The organism is Tychonema sp. LEGE 07196 (assembly GCF_963890365.1).
In the GTDB taxonomy this organism is placed as follows: Bacteria; Cyanobacteriota; Cyanobacteriia; order Cyanobacteriales; family Microcoleaceae; genus Microcoleus.
In genome coordinates this window covers 78973-95234 of record NZ_CAWPRX010000013.1, presented here as the reverse complement: position 1 = coordinate 95234, position 16262 = coordinate 78973, and the positions used below count along the sequence as shown (strand labels likewise).

The window sequence follows — 16262 nt, the reverse complement described above, 5'->3', positions numbered from 1 at the left end:
TCCAAACATCCTACAAGGTTATATAAGGAGAAAACGTATCCATGCCACAGCTTGAGGCCAGCCCAACAATAGACTTTCAAACCGAAACTTACAAAGACGCTTACAGCCGTATCAACGCCATTGTGATTGAAGGCGAACAAGAAGCTCACGACAATTACCTGACACTGGCCGAACTGTTGGCTGACAAAAAAAGCGAATTAATTGGCTTGTCCAAGATGGAAAACCGCCACATGAAAGGCTTCCAAGCTTGCGGTCGCAATCTCAAGGTTACGCCCGATATGGCATTTGCCAAGCAATTCTTTTCTGATTTGCACAGAAACTTCCAAACAGCCGCGGCTGAGGGTCAGATTGTAACTTGCTTGCTGATTCAATCGCTAATTATCGAGTGTTTTGCGATCGCAGCCTACAACATCTACATCCCCGTCGCCGATGACTTTGCACGCAAAATCACCGAAGGCGTCGTCAAAGAAGAATACAGCCACCTCAACTTTGGGGAAGTCTGGCTGCAAGCTCACTTCGAGGAATCCAAAGCCGAACTCGAAGCCGCCAACCGTCAAAACCTGCCCATCATCTGGAAGCTGCTAAACGCTGTCGCAGACGATGCCCGCGTCTTGGGAATGGAAAAAGACGCTTTAATCGAAGACTTTATGATTGCCTACGGCGAAGCCCTAGGCAACATTGGTTTTAACAACCGCGACATCATGCGGATGTCAGCACAAGGCCTCGCAGCCTAGTTAATTGGGAAATAAGGAATGGGGAAAAACTTGAAAATTAAAAATGATATCCCTCATTTTTAATGGAAAAATTGATATTTTTCTTCTTTCTTCTTCCTTCTTCCTTCTTCCTAATGACGGCAGAACTGATGGGTAATCGGTAATCAATGATGGGTAATCGGGAATTCTATCCGTTACATCCGTTAAATCCGCTACACAATCGGCTGCCGAACTTCCTTCTTCTTCAATCTTCCTTCATTTGACAACTTAATGTTTGGTCTAATCGGTCACTTAACCAGCTTAGAACACGCCCAATCAGTAGCTAACGAGCTGGGCTATCCAGAATATGCCGATCAAGGTCTCGATTTTTGGTGCAGCGCACCGCCCCAAATAGTTGACAATATCACTGTCACTAGCATTACCGGGCAAAAAATAGAAGGCCGCTATGTGGAGTCCTGTTTTCTGCCGGAAATGCTAGCCACGCGCCGGATTAAAGCAGCCACTCGCAAAATTCTTAATGCGATGGCACACGCTCAAAAAAACGGGATTAATATCACTGCATTAGGCGGATTTTCTTCGATAATTTTTGAGACTTTCAACTTGCAGCAAATTAAGCAAATTCGCAATCTCAAGTTGGAATTCGAGCGCTTCACCACTGGTAACACCCACACGGCTTACATCCTGTGCCGCCAAGTAGAACAAGCTGCCCCAAAATTGGGGATTGAACTTTCAAAAGCTACTGTAGCGGTTTGTGGGGCTACAGGTGATATTGGCAGTGCGGTGTGTCGCTGGCTCAATGTTAAAACAAATGTAGCAGAATTGTTGCTAATTGCCCGCGACAAAGAACGCTTGCAAGATTTGCAATCGGAATTGGGGCGAGGCAAAATCATGAAGTTGGAAGAAGCCCTGCCACAAGCGGATATTGTAGTGTGGGTCGCCAGTATGCCAAAGGGAGTAGAAATTGACCCGACAACTTTGAAGCAACCCTGTTTGTTGATTGACGGTGGCTATCCGAAAAATTTGGCAACTCAGGTTCAGCATCCCGAAGTTTTTGTGCTCAATGGCGGGATTGTGGAGCATTCCCTCGATATTGAGTGGAAAATCATGAAGATTGTCAATATGGATGTGCCGGGCCGACAGTTGTTTGCCTGTTTTGCCGAATCCATGCTGCTGGAATTTGAAAAATTGTATACCAATTTTTCTTGGGGACGGAATCAAATTACAGTGGAAAAGATGGAGCAAATTGGCGAGATGTCCGTTAAACACGGTTTCCGACCTTTGATGTCATTCTGATGTGATTTGTTGCGGTTATTGGTTATTGAGGAAAGTTTTTCTGAGAATAACCAGTAACTTTTTTTGATGCAGCTAACAGTTCATTAACAACGGATATATAGCAGTTAGAGCGAAAGATGAGGTGTTGACCGATCGATCTCTCATCGAAAGTCAAAACTGCTATATGTCGCCTCGAAAGTTCTCCCCGCAGTTTTTGAGAGTCATGACTGCGATAATGTTTTTGCTAAGTTCGTCTGGAATCTCCAAAGCTTCGGACAGTTGACGCAAAAAATCCTGTTCTTGAGCGGTGAAAATTCCATCTACCAAAACCAAATCTGTAGCGCAAAAGCTGTTCCTCGAAGCTGAGGAGTTAAGGCTTTTTTAGCAGCAGCAAATACCTCTTCAGGACTTTCTTAAAAAGTTTTTGGAAGTGTTGGCTAGAGTAATATCTAAATAAGCGAATGTGATTGGCTGCGAGAGTTGGTCTTTCTTCTTCTGAGATTTTACCGTCGGCGGCAACAGCTAATACAGACAGAGCTGTTAAAGCTTCCGAAGCGGTGAGTTCGATCGCACTGGTATCGCTTTTTGCACTTTGCAACACTTCAACAGAATTTAGTTTTTTGTTGCTGTGGCGGGCATAGGCCCGTGGGGAGTGGCGCCGGTAAACTCAGGGATTTAGCAAAAACAGTGTAGCAAAAAACGAGGCTGGAGCCTCTGGCTTTTAACTCTTGTCAACGAGCCAAGCATAATTAAAAATTAAAAACTTCCCAAGAACACTCTTTTTCAGCAACGCCTGACAGGGTAGGATCGGGAAACAGTCGATCGACTAAACCTTAAAACCCTATAGAAATTATCAGCGTGCCAAACTCAGACCGCAAACCACTACTCCTAGATTTTGAAAAGCCGCTGGCCGAACTCGAAGCCCGAATTCACCAGATCAGGCAACTCGCCGAAGAAAACAGCGTCGATGTCACCGACGAAATTCGCAAACTCGAAGCTCGTTCCACCCAACTGCGGCAAGAAATTTTCAGCAGCTTGTCCCCCATGCAGCGGCTGCAACTGGCCCGTCACCCGCGCCGCCCCAGCACCCTCGATTACATTCAGGCAATTAGCGACGAGTGGATCGAGCTGCACGGCGATCGCCGCGGCGGAGACGACCCGGCCCTAGTCGGCGGAATTGCCCGTATAGACGGGCGTCCTACAGTCATCATCGGCCATCAAAAAGGGCGCGACACCAAAGACAATATCGCCCGCAACTTCGGGATGGCAGCGCCGGGGGGCTACCGCAAAGCCTTGCGGTTGATGGAACACGCCGATCGCTTCTCCATGCCAATTTTCACCTTTATCGACACTCCCGGAGCTTGGGCGGGCTTAGAAGCCGAACAGCTAGGACAAGGAGAGGCGATCGCCTGCAACCTCCGAGAAATGTTTCGCCTCGACGTTCCGATTATATGTACGGTCATCGGCGAAGGAGGTTCCGGCGGTGCATTAGGTATCGGTGTTGGCGAGCGACTGTTGATGATGGAACATTCTGTTTATACCGTCGCCACCCCGGAAGCTTGCGCCGCCATCCTCTGGAAAGACTCTGGCAAAGCCAACTTAGCAGCAGAAGCCCTAAAAATCACTTCCTGGGACTTAAAAAACCTCGGCGTTCTCGATCAGATAGTACCCGAACCGATTGGTGGCGCTCACTCGAATCCCCTAAAAGCTGCGTCAGCGCTCAAACAAGCTTTGTTGGAAAACTTAGCAGAACTGACACAGCTTACTGGCAAGCAGCGGCGGGATCTCAGGTATCAAAAGTTTCGTAATATCGGTGTATTCAATGAAATTGCTGCTTGAGCCGATCAATTCAGATTTATAAGACACAAACAATAATTCTTGTGGAGCAGGCTCAAAGAGCCTGCTCTTTACAGGCTTTGAGAAGATTCGTTTATTAGTCACGAGTTTAAAATTTCTTAACTTCCAGCGACTAATATCATCTCCGGTCGATTATCACCATAACAAAAATGGTTCGCGCGTGCCCTGAGTCAATCCACCGGACACGACATCAAAACTCACTACGATCTGCAAATCTCTCAGCAGTGTTATAATTTTTCAGGTGACACCGGCTTAACAGTTCTTAATGTCGATCTCATAATTAACTGTTATCACCCGCAGCCGACAGTTGTGTAATTTGCCACAGAAGGCTGTAACGCTCGATCGAGAGTTGCCGAGGGAAAGTATCAGGAAATTTAATGAACGATCGAACAACAAAGCAGGCTCTGATTACCGGAGCCAGCAGCGGTATTGGCAAAGCGACGGCCCTGGCTTTCGCCGCCGAGGGCATCAATCTGGCCTTAGTTAGCCGAGAGTCAGAAAAATTAGAAGCCGTTGCAGCAGCGGCCAGAGAAGTCGGAGTGAAAGCAGAAGCTTATCCCTTAGACTTGGCAAAAATTGAACAAGTGCAAAGCGGCATCAGCGCGATCGCATCTCAATTCGGGCCCGTAGATATCCTGGTCAACAGCGCTGGCATGGGCTACACCGGCTCCTTGACGGAAACCTCCCTAGCCGACTGGCAGAGAGTTCTCGACCTCAATCTGACTAGCGTTTGGCAGTGCATTCTCGGAGTTGTGCCGTCCATGCGCGATCGCGGATCGGGAATCATCATCAACGTTTCCTCGATCGCAGGCAGCCAAACTTTCCCCAACTGGGGGCCCTACTCCGTCAGCAAATTCGGTCTCATGGCTTTGTCCAAGACTTTAGCCGCCGAAGAACGAGCTCGGGGAATTCGCGTCACAGTCGTATGTCCCGGTTCTGTCAACACTCCCATGTGGGACACAAACACCGTGCAAGCCGACTTCGATCGCACTGCCATGCTAACCCCTGAAATCGTCGCGCAATCAATTCTGCACGCAGTTCAGTTGCCGACAAGTGCAGTAATTGAAGAAATCACGATCATGTCCAACGCAGGAGTTTTGTGAACTTGAGATTTTAGACTGCTGAATTGCGATCGAATTCAACAATCTTTGAATCGATAGCTTGATCCCAATCCAAAATCGATAGATCGATCGCAATCGACAATCAAAAATCGAAAATCGATAGCTTTATCACAATCGAAAATTGATAGCTTGATCGCAATCGAAAATCACAAATTGAAAATAGCTCATTCCTCACACGAAATTATTATGACAATTGCATCGAACAACGGCTCAAATACCTCGAACTCTATTTCAACAGACAGCATGAAACCTTCACAAACCGCAGACAACAACGCCCCGCGCATCACGACTAGACCCGATCGCAATTCTTCCAACGGTCAAGAGTCTAACATACCCGTATCCTCAGAAGTAGGTATGGATGAAATGATGCAGTCCGTTCGGACGATGCTGCTGGGAATAGGAGAAGACCCCGAACGGGAAGGATTGCTCAAAACCCCCAAACGGGTAGCAGAAGCAATGCAGTTTCTCACCAGCGGCTACAGCCAATCCCTGGAAGAACTCCTCAACGGCGCTATCTTTGACGAAGGTCACAACGAAATGGTACTGGTGCGAGACATCAGCGTATTCAGTATGTGCGAACACCATATGCTGCCATTTATGGGTCGAGTTCACATCGCTTACATTCCCAACCAAAAAGTAGTGGGACTGAGCAAATTAGCCAGAATTGCCGAGATGTACAGCCGTCGCTTGCAGGTGCAGGAACGTTTGACCCGCCAAATTGCCGAAGCAGTTCAGACCATATTGGAACCGCAGGGAGTCGCTGTAGTAATGGAAGCCAGCCATATGTGCATGACAATGCGGGGCGTACAAAAACCCGGTGCTTGGACGGTTACGAGTGCCATGTTGGGCGTGTTTCAAGATGAACAAAAAACTCGCGAAGAATTCTTAAATTTGATCCGCCACCAACCAGCATTCTTTTAGTCATTAGTCATTAGTCATCAGTCATTAGTCATCAGTCATTAGTCATCAGTCATTAGTCATTAGCCAATCACTTTTTTCCTGGTGGCTGTAATCAAACATGGGGCCCAGAAACCGGGTTTTTTTACGATATACTTCGTTACGCACCGTAAATTCGGTAAAAAACCCGGTTTCTTTGTCGGAGTGCGTCCAGGACCGATCTAAAATCTAAAATCAGATGACGATCGCCCGTTCTGCCAATAAAATAGACGAGTGACCTATGGCTTTTGACTAAATGAATCCTATTAAATTCGGAACCGATGGCTGGCGCGGCATTATAGCCGACGATTTTACCTTCGATCGCGTAGCATTAGTAGCTCCCCTAGCAGCACAAGTTCTCGCACAAACCAGTGGCAATAATGCCAGCAGCGGTACCGTAATTGTCGGTTACGACCGCCGTTTTTTGGCTGAAGATTTTGCCCAAAACGCGGCTGAGGCAGTCCAAAACGCCGGATTTGACGTGCTGCTGAGCGAATCCTACGCCCCCACTCCGGCTTTCAGTTTAGCAGCCAAACAATTAAATGCTTTAGGTGCGATCGTCCTGACAGCCAGCCACAATCCCGGTCCATATTTAGGGTTAAAAGTCAAGGGCGGATTTGGAGGTTCAGTTTCGCCCGAAGTGACGCAACAGATAGAAGCAAAACTCGAAAATCCGGCCGCACTTTCAGCAACTCCCGGAAAATTGGAGAATTTCAATCCTTGGCCGGCTTACTGCAAAACCTTGCGGGAAATGGTGGATATTGAGGCGATTAAAGATGCGATCGCATCCGGGAAAATTACAGTATTTGTAGATGTAATGCACGGCGCTGCAGCAGGAGGATTATCTCAAATATTAGAAGAAACAGTGCAAGAAATCAACAGCGATCGCGATCCGCTGTTTGGCGGCGGCGCACCAGAACCATTACCGCGCTACCTGTCGAAATTGTTCCGCATGATGCGTACCCATCAGCGCCAAAATGCCGGTTTGTCGGTGGGATTTGTATTTGATGGAGATAGCGATCGAATTGCAGCCGTTGACTCTAGCGGCAACTTTCTCAGTTCACAAATCCTAGTTCCCATATTAATCGAACATTTAGCAAAACGGCGCGGGTTAACCGGAGAAGTCATCAAAACCGTCAGCGGTTCCGACATCATTCCCAAAATTGCCGAACTTTACGGCTTACCATTATTTGAAACGCCGATCGGTTACAAGTATATAGCCGATCGAATGTTAACCACCAAAGTCCTAGTAGGCGGCGAAGAATCAGGAGGAATCGGCTACGGAACCCACATACCCGAAAGAGACGCTTTACTATCAGCCCTGTACTTATTAGAAGCAGTCGTCAAATCCGGGGAAGACTTAAGCGAAATTTACAGCCGACTGCAAAAAGAAACAGAGTTTACCTCAGCCTACGACAGAATTGACCTGCACCTAGCAAACATGGAAGAAAGAGCGCGCTTGCTGGATTTGCTGCAAAACCAACCATTAACAGAAATCGCCGGCAAAACAGTAGTAGAATGCAACAAAGTAGACGGATACAAATTCCGTTTAGCCGACGGAAGCTGGCTGTTAATTCGGTTTAGCGGCACAGAACCGGTGTTGCGGTTGTATTCAGAAGCAGCCACATTGAAAGAAGTGATGCAAAACTTAAACTGGGCGAAAGCTTGGGCGCAGAATTAATCGGATAAAAACCACCGCAGATGAACGCAAATGGATTAATATTAAACCTCTCCTTCTCTGCGTTCTATGCGGCCTCTGCGGTAAAAAAAATCCACAAAATTGGGAAAACTCTCTTCTCTTCTTCTCTCTTCCTTCGCGTCTTCGCGGTTCGTAAAAAATCCATGATGAACGCAAATGGATTAATATTAAACCTCTCCTTCTCTGCGTTCTATGCGGCCTCTGCGGTAAAAAAAAATCCACAAAATTGGGAACTCTCTCTTCCTTCGCGTCTTCGCGGTTCGTAAAAAATCCATCCGTAAATTTTAACAGAAATAATGACTAATAATAAATTGCTAGTTGTGGCTACGGGCAATCCGGGTAAACTCAAAGAAATGCAGCTTTATCTTCAGGATTTGGGGTGGGAATTGCGGCTGAAACCGGAAGAATTGGAAATCGAGGAAACAGGCGAGACTTTTATTGCTAATGCTTGCTTGAAAGCTTCTGAAATAGCCAAAGCTACAGGCGAATGGTCGATCGCCGATGATTCTGGTTTAATGGTGGATGCACTCGACGGTAAACCTGGGATTTATTCCGCGCGCTACGGTTCAAGCGATGCTGACAGGATATCTCGGCTGCTGAAAGAATTGGGAAACGAAACAAACCGGGAAGCACAATTTGTTTGCGCGATCGCGATCGCCCGTCCCGACGGTACAATTGCCCTGCAAGTAGAAGGAATTTGCCCAGGTGAAATCCTGCACAGTCCTCGCGGTACCGGAGGTTTCGGATATGACCCGATTTTCTACGTGCGGGCACAGCAGCAGACTTTTGCCGAAATGACAACGGATATCAAGCGATCGCACTCCCACCGCGGCAAAGCATTCGAGGCTCTATTACCACAAATGGAGTCATTAGTCATTAGTCATTAGTTATTAGTCATTAGTTATTAGTTATTGGTTATTTGTGATTAGTACCAATTATCCAATGCCCAATGCCCAATGCTATAATGCCCAATGCCCAATGCCCCATTCCCCAGTATCCTAGATTGCCTCCAGGTTCTTTTCCCCAGTCCGAATTCGGATAATTTGTTCTACCGGAGAGATAAAAATCTTGCCGTCGCCAATCTCGCCCGTGCGGGAAGCAGCGATAATTTTATCAACCACCATATCAACCTGATCGTTTTCCACAACAATCTCGACTTTGAGCTTTTGCAAGAACTCAACGGTGTACTCAGAACCGCGATAGCGTTCAGTCATGCCCTTTTGACGGCCAAAACCTCTAACTTCAGAAACAGTCATCCCCACAATGCCGGCATTGACGAGCGCGATTTTCACTTCGTCTAGTTTAAAGGGGCGAATAATAGCTTCAACTTTTTTCAATTTTTTCACTCCTAACACTTAGTACCTTCGTTATATTACTTAACTGGCGTGACATCTTTTAATATCACTGATAAGATTAAGTATTTTGTAAAATATACTACCGTATGTTGTACTCGCGATGAAATGCAGGCCAATATTTAATCACATTGTCTGAATTTTCCGGCGCGGGTAATGGCTGTGGTCGATCGCGCTAGAGAAAAAAAGAACGCAGCCTTCCCCCGGCGATCTGCTAAAACAGAAAAAGAACGCAGGAGACAGGAGTTTTCATCCGTTTCGAGTTTGTTGTGTCAGGTTTGCAGGTATTGCTGAAAATTATCATTGCTACAAGCGGTCAGTTAAACTATTCCTATGCACCCAGCCAGCCCTCCCCCTGACCGCAGCGGGCTTGATGCCCTACTGAGAAATCGCCCCTTCCTCGCCTTGTGGACGGGCCAGTTGTTGGCCCAAGTGGCGGATAAAATCTTTTACGTATTGCTGATTATTCTGCTGAAAACCGGCGACTACCAACCCTGGCCGGTTTCTGGGGAGTATTCGGGAAATTCAATGCTGTCAGCGGTGATGATCGCCTACACGCTGCCGGCGATATTCTTTGGTACCGCGGCCGGTATTGTGGTAGACCGCTTTTCCAAAAAGCAAATGCTGATTGCCTGTAACGCGATCCGAGCCGTGTTGATTGTAGCTTTGCCGTTTTTGCCCAAAACTTTTGTCGTGTTGTTGGCGATTACGTTTTTGGTCTCTACTGTAACGCAATTTTTTGCTCCAGCAGAGGCCGCGGCAATCCCTCTGGCCGTCGGGCGAGAGGGACTGATGTCGGCAAATGCTCTGTTCGCCTCGTCCACAATGGGCGGAATTATTGTCGGGATGACGATCGGCGAACCGCTGTTTAGTTGGGTCAAACACAGCTTCGGGCCAGCTTATCAAGAGTTTTTGTTGGGCGGGTTGTACCTGATATCTGCAGGTTTGATCTATGCCATGCACATCAAAGAAAATCATGGCGGCGGCAGCAGCAAACACGTCCATCCCTGGCAAGACCTTAAGGAAGGTTTGCGCTATTTGAAGCACAACCACCTAGTTAGCAACGCGATGGTACAGTTGACGATTTTGTATTCGGTGTTTGCGGCGCTGCAAGTTCTGGCGATCGCACTTTCGGGCAAAATTGGTCTTAAAGAAACTCAATTCGGCTTTTTGCTGGCGGCGGCTGGTGTCGGAATGGTCTTCGGCGCAGCTTTTTTGGGTCACTGGGGCGATCGAATGCAGCACAAACCTTTGCCCTTACTTGGCTTCTTGATGATGGGTTTTGTGTTGGCAATGTTTGCCTTTAACAGACAGTTGTGGCTGGGATTTAGTTTGAGTGCTCTGTTCGGTTTTGGCGCTTCTTTAATTAACGGCCCGATGCAAGCTTTGATTCAAGAGAAAACTCCAGAATCTATGCGCGGAAAAGTCTTTGGCTTGGAGAACAATGCGATTAACATTGCCCTCAGCTTGCCTTTAGCAGTGACCGGCCCGCTGACGGATGCTGTGAGCAAAGTAGTGGGATCGGATGACTTGGGTTTGCGGATCGTGCTGCTGAGTTTGGGCTTTTTGGTCTCGGTGATGGGCATGGTAGCTTGGCACCACACTCGCAAAGTCTTAAAGGATGCTCTGTGAACTTTGGCAAGAAGTCCGAGGGGAGTTCGGCAACGAGCAATGTACGGGATGTAACGGATGTAACGGATGTAAGTCCGTCGGAAGAAGGAAGTTCGGCAACGAGCAATGTACGGGATGTAACGGATGTAACGGATGTAAGTCCGTCGGAAGAGGTTCGAGGGAAGTTCGGCAACGAGCAATGTACGGGATGTAACGGATGTAAGTCCGTCGGAAGAGGTTCGAGGTTCGAGGGAAGAAGGAAGAGGGGAGAAGGAAGTTCGGCAACGAGCAATGTACGGGATGTAACGGATGTAACAGATGTAAGTCCGTCGGAAGAGGGAAGTTCGGCAACGAGCAATGTACGGGATGTAACGGATGTAACGGATGTAACGGATGTAAGTCCGTCGGAAGAAGGAAGTTCGGCAACGAGCAATGTACGGGATGTAACGGATGTAACGGATGTAAGTCCGTCGGAAGAAGGAAGATGGAAGAGGGGAGAAGGAAGAAGGAAGATGGCTTTCTTTTGGCGATCGATCTCTAACATATAGCGGTTCGATCGCGTGGTGAGGTATGCCCAATCCCTCCGCAACGCTAGAGCCCTTCGGCCCAATGCCCAATGCCCAATGCCCAATGCCCCATCCCTCCGCAACGCTAGAGCCCTTCGGCCCAATGCCCAATGCCCTATAGCGTCAGATCGCGGTAAACCGGCATAGAAACCGCGATTTCTTCTATTTCTTTTCTGCCTCTGCTGTTCCACAATTTTGCGATCGGACGATCGCACACCGCCCCAGCGCGAAACTTTTTGTAAAATATCCGCCGGTGAACTACCAGAGTTCGATCGTAGAGATTAAAGTAGTATCAAAGCTTTCATTAAAATTCATAGTTAGTTGGAGGTAAAAAAATCAGTGCAATTAAAAACTAAAGTAGCCGTCAAGCGTGCAACGGGTGGATTTGCTTTAATCGATAGCTTGATCCGCCACGGTGTCAAGCATATTTTCGGTTATCCCGGCGGCGCAATTTTGCCACTTTACGACGAACTATACCGGGCTGAAGAAACAGGGGCGATCGATCACATTCTGGTACGCCACGAGCAAGGTGCTGCCCACGCCGCCGACGGTTACGCCCGCGCTACCGGAAAAGTTGGGGTTTGTTTCGCGACTTCCGGGCCCGGTGCAACTAATTTGGTGACGGGGATTGCGACGGCCCACATGGATTCTATCCCGATGGTAATTGTGACCGGTCAGGTTCCCCGTCCGGCGATCGGCACTGATGCGTTTCAGGAAACTGATATTTACGGCATTACTCTGCCCATTGTCAAGCATTCCTATGTAGTGCGCGACCCGAGAGACATGGCCCGAATTGTGGCTGAAGCTTTCCACATCGCGAGTACGGGGCGGCCGGGGCCGGTGTTGATTGACGTGCCCAAGGATGTCGGTTTAGAAGAGTTTGAGTATCTGCCGGTAGAACCCGGATCGGTGAGAATTCCTGGCTATCGCCCGACAGTCAAGGGAAATCCCCGGCAAATTAATCAAGCAATCCATTTGCTGAAGGAAGCGAAGCGTCCTTTGCTTTATGTGGGCGGCGGGGCGATCGCAGCCGGGGCCCACGAAGAAATTAAGGAACTCGCCGAGATGTTCCAATTACCTGTCACGACAACGCTGATGGGGAAAGGCGCTTTTGACGAAAAACATCCTTTGTCGGTGAAAATGCTGGGGATGCACGGCACTGCTTACGCTAATTTTGCCGTTACCGAGTGCGATTTGCTGGTGGCTGTAGGAGCTCGGTTTGACGATCGCGTCACGGGCAAATTAGACGAGTTTGCCGCCCGCGCGAAGGTGATTCACATCGATATCGATCCGGCGGAAGTAGGTAAAAATCGCGGCCCGGAGGTGCCGATTGTCGGAGATGTCCGGCAAGTTTTGATGGATTTGCTGCGCCGCTGTCGGGAAACAGGTGTTTCGGGTACTCCCGGACAAACTGCGGAATGGCTGCACAGGATCGATCGCTGGAAACAAGATTATCCGTTAGTTGTACCCCACTACCCCGACATTTTGTCTCCGCAAGAGGTGATTTCTCAGTTGGCTACTCAAGCGCCGGATGCTTACTACACGACGGATGTCGGCCAACATCAAATGTGGTCGGCTCAATTCTTAAACAACGGGCCGCGCCGCTGGATTTCCAGCGCTGGTTTGGGAACGATGGGTTTTGGGCTGCCGGCGGCGATGGGCGCGAAAATGGCGCTACCCAACGAGCAAGTCATTTGTATTGCTGGCGACGCTAGCATCCAAATGAATATTCAAGAGCTGGGAACATTAGCACAATACGGCATTAATGTCAAGACTGTTATTGTAAATAATGGCTGGCAGGGCATGGTGCGGCAGTGGCAGCAGGCTTTCTACGGCGAGCGTTATTCGTCGTCGAACATGACTGTGGGGATGCCGGATTTTGCGATGCTGGCTGAAGCTTATGGCGTGAAGGGGATGCAGGTTTCGCGGCCGGATGAGTTGGAGGGTGCGATCGCCCAAATGCTCGCTCACGACGGCCCTGTGCTGATGAACGTGAAGGTGACGAGGGACGAAAACTGCTATCCGATGGTAGTTCCGGGCAAAAGTAACGCTCAAATGGTTGGTTTGCCGGAACGCAGCACGTTGCCATCGGCAGAGTTGATTTATTGTCCGAGTTGCGGCGCGAAGAATGTTTCGATCAATAAGTTTTGTCCTGAGTGCGGGACAAAAGTTTAATTAGGGACACGGCAATCATTCGTGTCAATTTAAGGTTAAACGTAGTCACAGATAGCTATCTGGTGATTAAGGCCTAGAACCCCCCTAGCCGCCCTTGCTAAGGGGGGGACAAGAATCTTCTCAAAGTCCCCCTTTTTAAGGGGGATTTAGGGGGATCTGGCCTCAGATAACAGCGAGAGATACAAAGGTTTTCGGGTTTAAGTTAACGAGGACAATAGTCCGATCAAAGTCCCCCTTTTTAAGGGGGATTTAGGGGGATCTTGCCTCGGATAACAGCGAGAGATACAAAGGTTTCAGACTTAAGTTGACACATATCGGCAATGCCGTCTCTTTACCTGACTCTGCTGTTCCACATTTAAAGCCATCTCCGCTGGCATCCCATCAAGAGCTTTAATCTATAATTTATAAGCATATTTTATGAGCCAGTGTCTAAACCCTGATTGCCTATTCCAAAACCCGTCTGGCTATACAAAATTCTGTCACGAATGTGGGAATAAACTGCTATTGGGCGATCGCTACCGAGCCCAAAAAATCATTGGACAAGGAGGCTTTGGGCGCACTTTTCTAGCTGTTGACGAGTATAAACCCTCACAACCACCCTGTGTTATTAAACAATTTTATCCCCAATTTCAAGGCGCTTCTAGTATCCAGAAAGCTGCTGAGTTATTTGAGCTTGAAGCAGTCCGCCTCGAACAGTTGGGTAAACACTCTCAAATTCCTGAATTATTAGCATATTTTAGTCAAGATGAACGGCAGTATTTAGTCCAAGAATTCATCGACGGTGAAAATTTAGCCCAAACACTAAAATCTAAGGGATATTTTACCGAAACGCAGATTCGCAATTTACTTAATAATTTACTGCCAGTATTCGAGTTCATTCACTCTCGCCAAGTTATTCACCGAGATATCATATCAATTCCGGTTGCACTCATACAGGATGTTAACAGTTAACTGTTAACTGTTAACAGTGAATTTACTATTCCGATGAAGAGAGGATTTGATATTACGCTTTGATATCACTCTTCAAACAACAGACTTGCGAAATTCGGATCGTAGCAATTGGCTAACACAAACTGTTTAGGGTTCAGAAACCGGGTTTTTTGCCAAATATTTGGTTGCAGTCAGCAGATTCGGTAAAAACCCGGTTTCTTTGGTCAGTGCGTAAATCTTAATTTACTCTAAATTCGAGATAAAATGATGCGTTATGCCATTGTCATTGAAAAAACACCCAATAACTATTCAGCATATCCACCAGATTTACCCGGATGTGCAGCCACAGGCGCTACCCTTGCGGAAGTACAGCAGCAAATTAAAGAAGCGATCGAATTTCACTTAGAAGGATTGCGAGAAGAAGGTTTACCGATTCCCCAACCAACTACGCTTTGTGAATATGTAGAAGCACGATAATCTGGTGAAACCCGGTTTCTTGCTATATTTCTCGTCACTCAACGCAAAACTCGTAGAAACCGGGTTTCTAGCCCCCATGCTTAAGCCGTGAACTTACGCGCTAAGGCCAAAGAAACCGGGTTTTTTACCTAATCTGTGGGTGACAGCGAAAGATTTTCGTAAAAAAACCCGGTTTCTGAGATATAGAAAAATTCGCGGGAGTAATCAATGAATCTTTATTTGGGAATAGATTTCGGTACTACGGGCGCGCGATCGACAATCATCGACTCCCAGGGTACAATCCATTGCGAGACAGAATACACTTTTGCTAACGATCGACAGTCGGAATTGCCCTCGGTGTGGCAAAATGCACTCTCGGCTGTAATTGAGCAAATCCCCCCAGCAATCCGCAATCAGGTAAGGGCGATCGCCCTTGACGGCACATCTTCCACAGTCATGCTGTGCGATACTGACGGTATATCCGTATGCGAACCCATTTTATACAACGATGCGCGCGGTGCAGCCGTGACAGAGACGTTGCGGGCGATCGCCCCGGATAACCACACAGTATTAAGCGCTACATCCAGTCTGGCAAAACTCCTCTGGTGGCAGGAGGGCGGGCTAGAAGCCCACCCCACAACACAATTCAATCTTTGTGGAACAGGCATCTTGCCTGTTGTTGAGAAGCTTTATTTCCTGCATCAAGCTGACTGGCTGGCATTTTTGCTGCACGGAAAATTAGGAATTAGCGACTATCACAATGCTTTAAAACTCGGTTTCGATGTTGATACTTTGTGCTATCCCGATTGGCTGATCCAGGGAATTGCCGGCGCTGCAACGCCTAAATTGCCACAAGTTGTCGCACCGGGCACGCCTGTGGGGGAAGTTAAAGATGAAGTGAGGAGTCGCTTCGGATTTCCCCGCCATTGTACAGTTTGTGCCGGCACAACCGATAGCATTGCAGCATTTTTAGCAAGCGGTGTCAATTCACCAGGAGAAGCAGTAACTTCTCTCGGTTCTACTTTAGCCGTCAAACTGTTAAGTCATACCCGCGTAGATGATTCTCGATACGGGATTTACAGCCATAAATTAGGCGATTTGTGGTTGGTTGGAGGCGCTTCTAATACCGGAGGTGCGGTGCTGCGACACTTTTTTACTGATGCTGAATTAGCTGATTGTAGCACACAAATTAATCCCGAACAAGAGAGTTTGCTGGATTATTACCCATTGTTGAAAAAGGGCGATCGCTTTCCAATTAATGACCCGAATTTAGCGCCCAGACTCGAACCGCGTCCCGCTGATTCTGTGGAATTCCTGCACGGTTTGCTAGAAAGTATCGCGCGGATTGAAGCGCGGGGATATCAATTATTGCAGGAGTTGGGTGCAACACCTTTGACAAAGGTTTATACTGCTGGCGGCGGCGCAAAAAATCCGGTTTGGAGTGCGATTAGAAAACGTTATTTGAAAGTGCCGGTGGAAACTCCTGTTCAGACTGCGGCTGCTTATGGAGTTGCGCTTTTGGCGATGCGAAGTGCGATCGATTTTAGATTAAAGGATTGAAGAAAGCGACCTCA

The 16262-nt window shown here is 47.9% G+C and carries 17 protein-coding genes and 1 pseudogene; 14 read left to right on the top strand and 4 right to left on the bottom strand.

The features are described from left to right. Positions 1-41: 41 nt before the first annotated feature. The gene (locus AACV78_RS01745) at positions 42-734 is read left to right on the top strand and encodes an aldehyde oxygenase (deformylating) (RefSeq protein ID WP_194008682.1); all 693 of its coding nucleotides are present in this window, start codon (positions 42-44) and stop codon (positions 732-734) included. On the opposite strand, the gene AACV78_RS01740 is transcribed toward AACV78_RS01745, so the two are convergent. Next, the gene (locus tag AACV78_RS01740; protein ID WP_194008683.1) at positions 735-881 is read right to left on the bottom strand and encodes a hypothetical protein; all 147 of its coding nucleotides are present in this window, start codon (positions 879-881) and stop codon (positions 735-737) included. 102 nt (positions 882-983) lie between these two features. On the opposite strand from AACV78_RS01740, the gene AACV78_RS01735 reads away from it, so the two are divergent. Then, on the top strand, positions 984-2006 hold the full coding sequence (locus AACV78_RS01735) for a long-chain acyl-[acyl-carrier-protein] reductase (protein WP_194008684.1): 1023 nt from the start codon (positions 984-986) through the stop codon (positions 2004-2006). 159 nt (positions 2007-2165) lie between these two features. Here the strand turns inward: AACV78_RS01735 and AACV78_RS01730 are convergent, their stop codons facing one another. Then, positions 2166-2312, bottom strand: a complete 147-nt coding sequence (locus AACV78_RS01730; RefSeq protein ID WP_228042039.1) for a hypothetical protein — start codon at positions 2310-2312, stop codon at positions 2166-2168. Between the two features lie 43 nt (positions 2313-2355). Next, a complete protein-coding gene (locus AACV78_RS01725; protein ID WP_228042038.1) occupies positions 2356-2583 on the bottom strand; it encodes a hypothetical protein in 228 nt (75 codons plus the stop codon). 260 nt (positions 2584-2843) lie between these two features. On the opposite strand from AACV78_RS01725, the gene accA reads away from it, so the two are divergent. The 6 genes from accA (at position 2844) to rdgB (ending at position 8485) form a co-directional block, all read left to right on the top strand. After that, the gene (gene accA, locus AACV78_RS01720; protein ID WP_194008685.1) at positions 2844-3824 is read left to right on the top strand and encodes an acetyl-CoA carboxylase carboxyl transferase subunit alpha; all 981 of its coding nucleotides are present in this window, start codon (positions 2844-2846) and stop codon (positions 3822-3824) included. 395 nt (positions 3825-4219) lie between these two features. Next, on the top strand, positions 4220-4945 hold the full coding sequence (locus tag AACV78_RS01715; protein ID WP_194008686.1) for an SDR family oxidoreductase: 726 nt from the start codon (positions 4220-4222) through the stop codon (positions 4943-4945). A 204-nt stretch (positions 4946-5149) separates the two neighbouring features. Then, positions 5150-5884 carry a GTP cyclohydrolase I FolE gene (gene folE, locus AACV78_RS01710; RefSeq protein ID WP_194008687.1) on the top strand — a complete coding sequence of 245 codons (735 nt, stop codon included), beginning with the start codon at positions 5150-5152 and terminating at the stop codon, positions 5882-5884. A 271-nt stretch (positions 5885-6155) separates the two neighbouring features. Continuing rightward, positions 6156-7580 carry a phosphoglucomutase/phosphomannomutase family protein gene (locus tag AACV78_RS01705; protein WP_194008688.1) on the top strand — a complete coding sequence of 475 codons (1425 nt, stop codon included), beginning with the start codon at positions 6156-6158 and terminating at the stop codon, positions 7578-7580. A gap of 20 nt (positions 7581-7600) precedes the next feature. Next, entirely contained in the window at positions 7601-7864 is a 264-nt protein-coding gene (locus tag AACV78_RS01700) for a hypothetical protein (RefSeq protein WP_194008689.1), read from the top strand. A 30-nt stretch (positions 7865-7894) separates the two neighbouring features. Beyond that, positions 7895-8485: an RdgB/HAM1 family non-canonical purine NTP pyrophosphatase gene (gene rdgB, locus AACV78_RS01695; RefSeq protein WP_194008690.1), complete on the top strand. Its 591-nt coding sequence runs from the start codon at positions 7895-7897 to the stop codon at positions 8483-8485. Positions 8486-8596: 111 nt separating this feature from the next. On the opposite strand, the gene AACV78_RS01690 is transcribed toward rdgB, so the two are convergent. Beyond that, positions 8597-8935: a P-II family nitrogen regulator gene (locus AACV78_RS01690; RefSeq protein ID WP_006633346.1), complete on the bottom strand. Its 339-nt coding sequence runs from the start codon at positions 8933-8935 to the stop codon at positions 8597-8599. A gap of 348 nt (positions 8936-9283) precedes the next feature. Here AACV78_RS01690 and AACV78_RS01685 point away from each other — a divergent pair, with 348 nt between their 5' ends. The 6 genes and pseudogenes from AACV78_RS01685 to AACV78_RS01660 all read left to right on the top strand — a co-directional run bounded on the left by AACV78_RS01685 (position 9284) and on the right by AACV78_RS01660 (position 16248). Further along, positions 9284-10582 (top strand): MFS transporter, encoded by a 1299-nt coding sequence (locus AACV78_RS01685; RefSeq protein ID WP_194008691.1) that lies wholly within the window; start codon positions 9284-9286, stop codon positions 10580-10582. Continuing rightward, positions 10579-11109: a hypothetical protein gene (locus tag AACV78_RS01680; RefSeq protein WP_194008692.1), complete on the top strand. Its 531-nt coding sequence runs from the start codon at positions 10579-10581 to the stop codon at positions 11107-11109. Before AACV78_RS01685 ends, AACV78_RS01680 begins: the two co-directional genes overlap by 4 nt. Before the next feature lie 357 nt (positions 11110-11466). After that, complete coding sequence (ilvB, locus tag AACV78_RS01675) at positions 11467-13302, top strand: biosynthetic-type acetolactate synthase large subunit (RefSeq protein WP_194008693.1); 1836 nt, start codon at positions 11467-11469, stop codon at positions 13300-13302. A gap of 417 nt (positions 13303-13719) precedes the next feature. Beyond that, positions 13720-14211: pseudogene (locus tag AACV78_RS01670) on the top strand (protein kinase domain-containing protein); the annotation flags it as partial. Positions 14212-14496: 285 nt separating this feature from the next. Further along, the gene (locus AACV78_RS01665; protein ID WP_339383423.1) at positions 14497-14709 is read left to right on the top strand and encodes a type II toxin-antitoxin system HicB family antitoxin; all 213 of its coding nucleotides are present in this window, start codon (positions 14497-14499) and stop codon (positions 14707-14709) included. A 207-nt stretch (positions 14710-14916) separates the two neighbouring features. Continuing rightward, on the top strand, positions 14917-16248 hold the full coding sequence (locus tag AACV78_RS01660; protein WP_194008694.1) for an FGGY-family carbohydrate kinase: 1332 nt from the start codon (positions 14917-14919) through the stop codon (positions 16246-16248). Positions 16249-16262: the final 14 nt, after the last annotated feature.

Excerpts from the sequence above, each read along its gene's own strand:
- AACV78_RS01735 (WP_194008684.1), top strand. The coding sequence starts at position 984 with ATGTTTGGTCTAATCGGTCACTTAACCAGCTTAGAACACGCCCAATCA.
- AACV78_RS01685 (WP_194008691.1), top strand. The coding sequence starts at position 9,284 with ATGCACCCAGCCAGCCCTCCCCCTGACCGCAGCGGGCTTGATGCCCTA.
- AACV78_RS01715 (WP_194008686.1), top strand. The coding sequence starts at position 4,220 with ATGAACGATCGAACAACAAAGCAGGCTCTGATTACCGGAGCCAGCAGC.
- AACV78_RS01660 (WP_194008694.1), top strand. The coding sequence starts at position 14,917 with ATGAATCTTTATTTGGGAATAGATTTCGGTACTACGGGCGCGCGATCG.
- rdgB (WP_194008690.1), top strand. The coding sequence starts at position 7,895 with ATGACTAATAATAAATTGCTAGTTGTGGCTACGGGCAATCCGGGTAAA.
- AACV78_RS01705 (WP_194008688.1), top strand. The coding sequence starts at position 6,156 with ATGAATCCTATTAAATTCGGAACCGATGGCTGGCGCGGCATTATAGCC.
- AACV78_RS01665 (WP_339383423.1), top strand. The coding sequence starts at position 14,497 with ATGATGCGTTATGCCATTGTCATTGAAAAAACACCCAATAACTATTCA.
- folE (WP_194008687.1), top strand. The coding sequence starts at position 5,150 with ATGACAATTGCATCGAACAACGGCTCAAATACCTCGAACTCTATTTCA.
- AACV78_RS01700 (WP_194008689.1), top strand. The coding sequence starts at position 7,601 with ATGAACGCAAATGGATTAATATTAAACCTCTCCTTCTCTGCGTTCTAT.
- AACV78_RS01745 (WP_194008682.1), top strand. The coding sequence starts at position 42 with ATGCCACAGCTTGAGGCCAGCCCAACAATAGACTTTCAAACCGAAACT.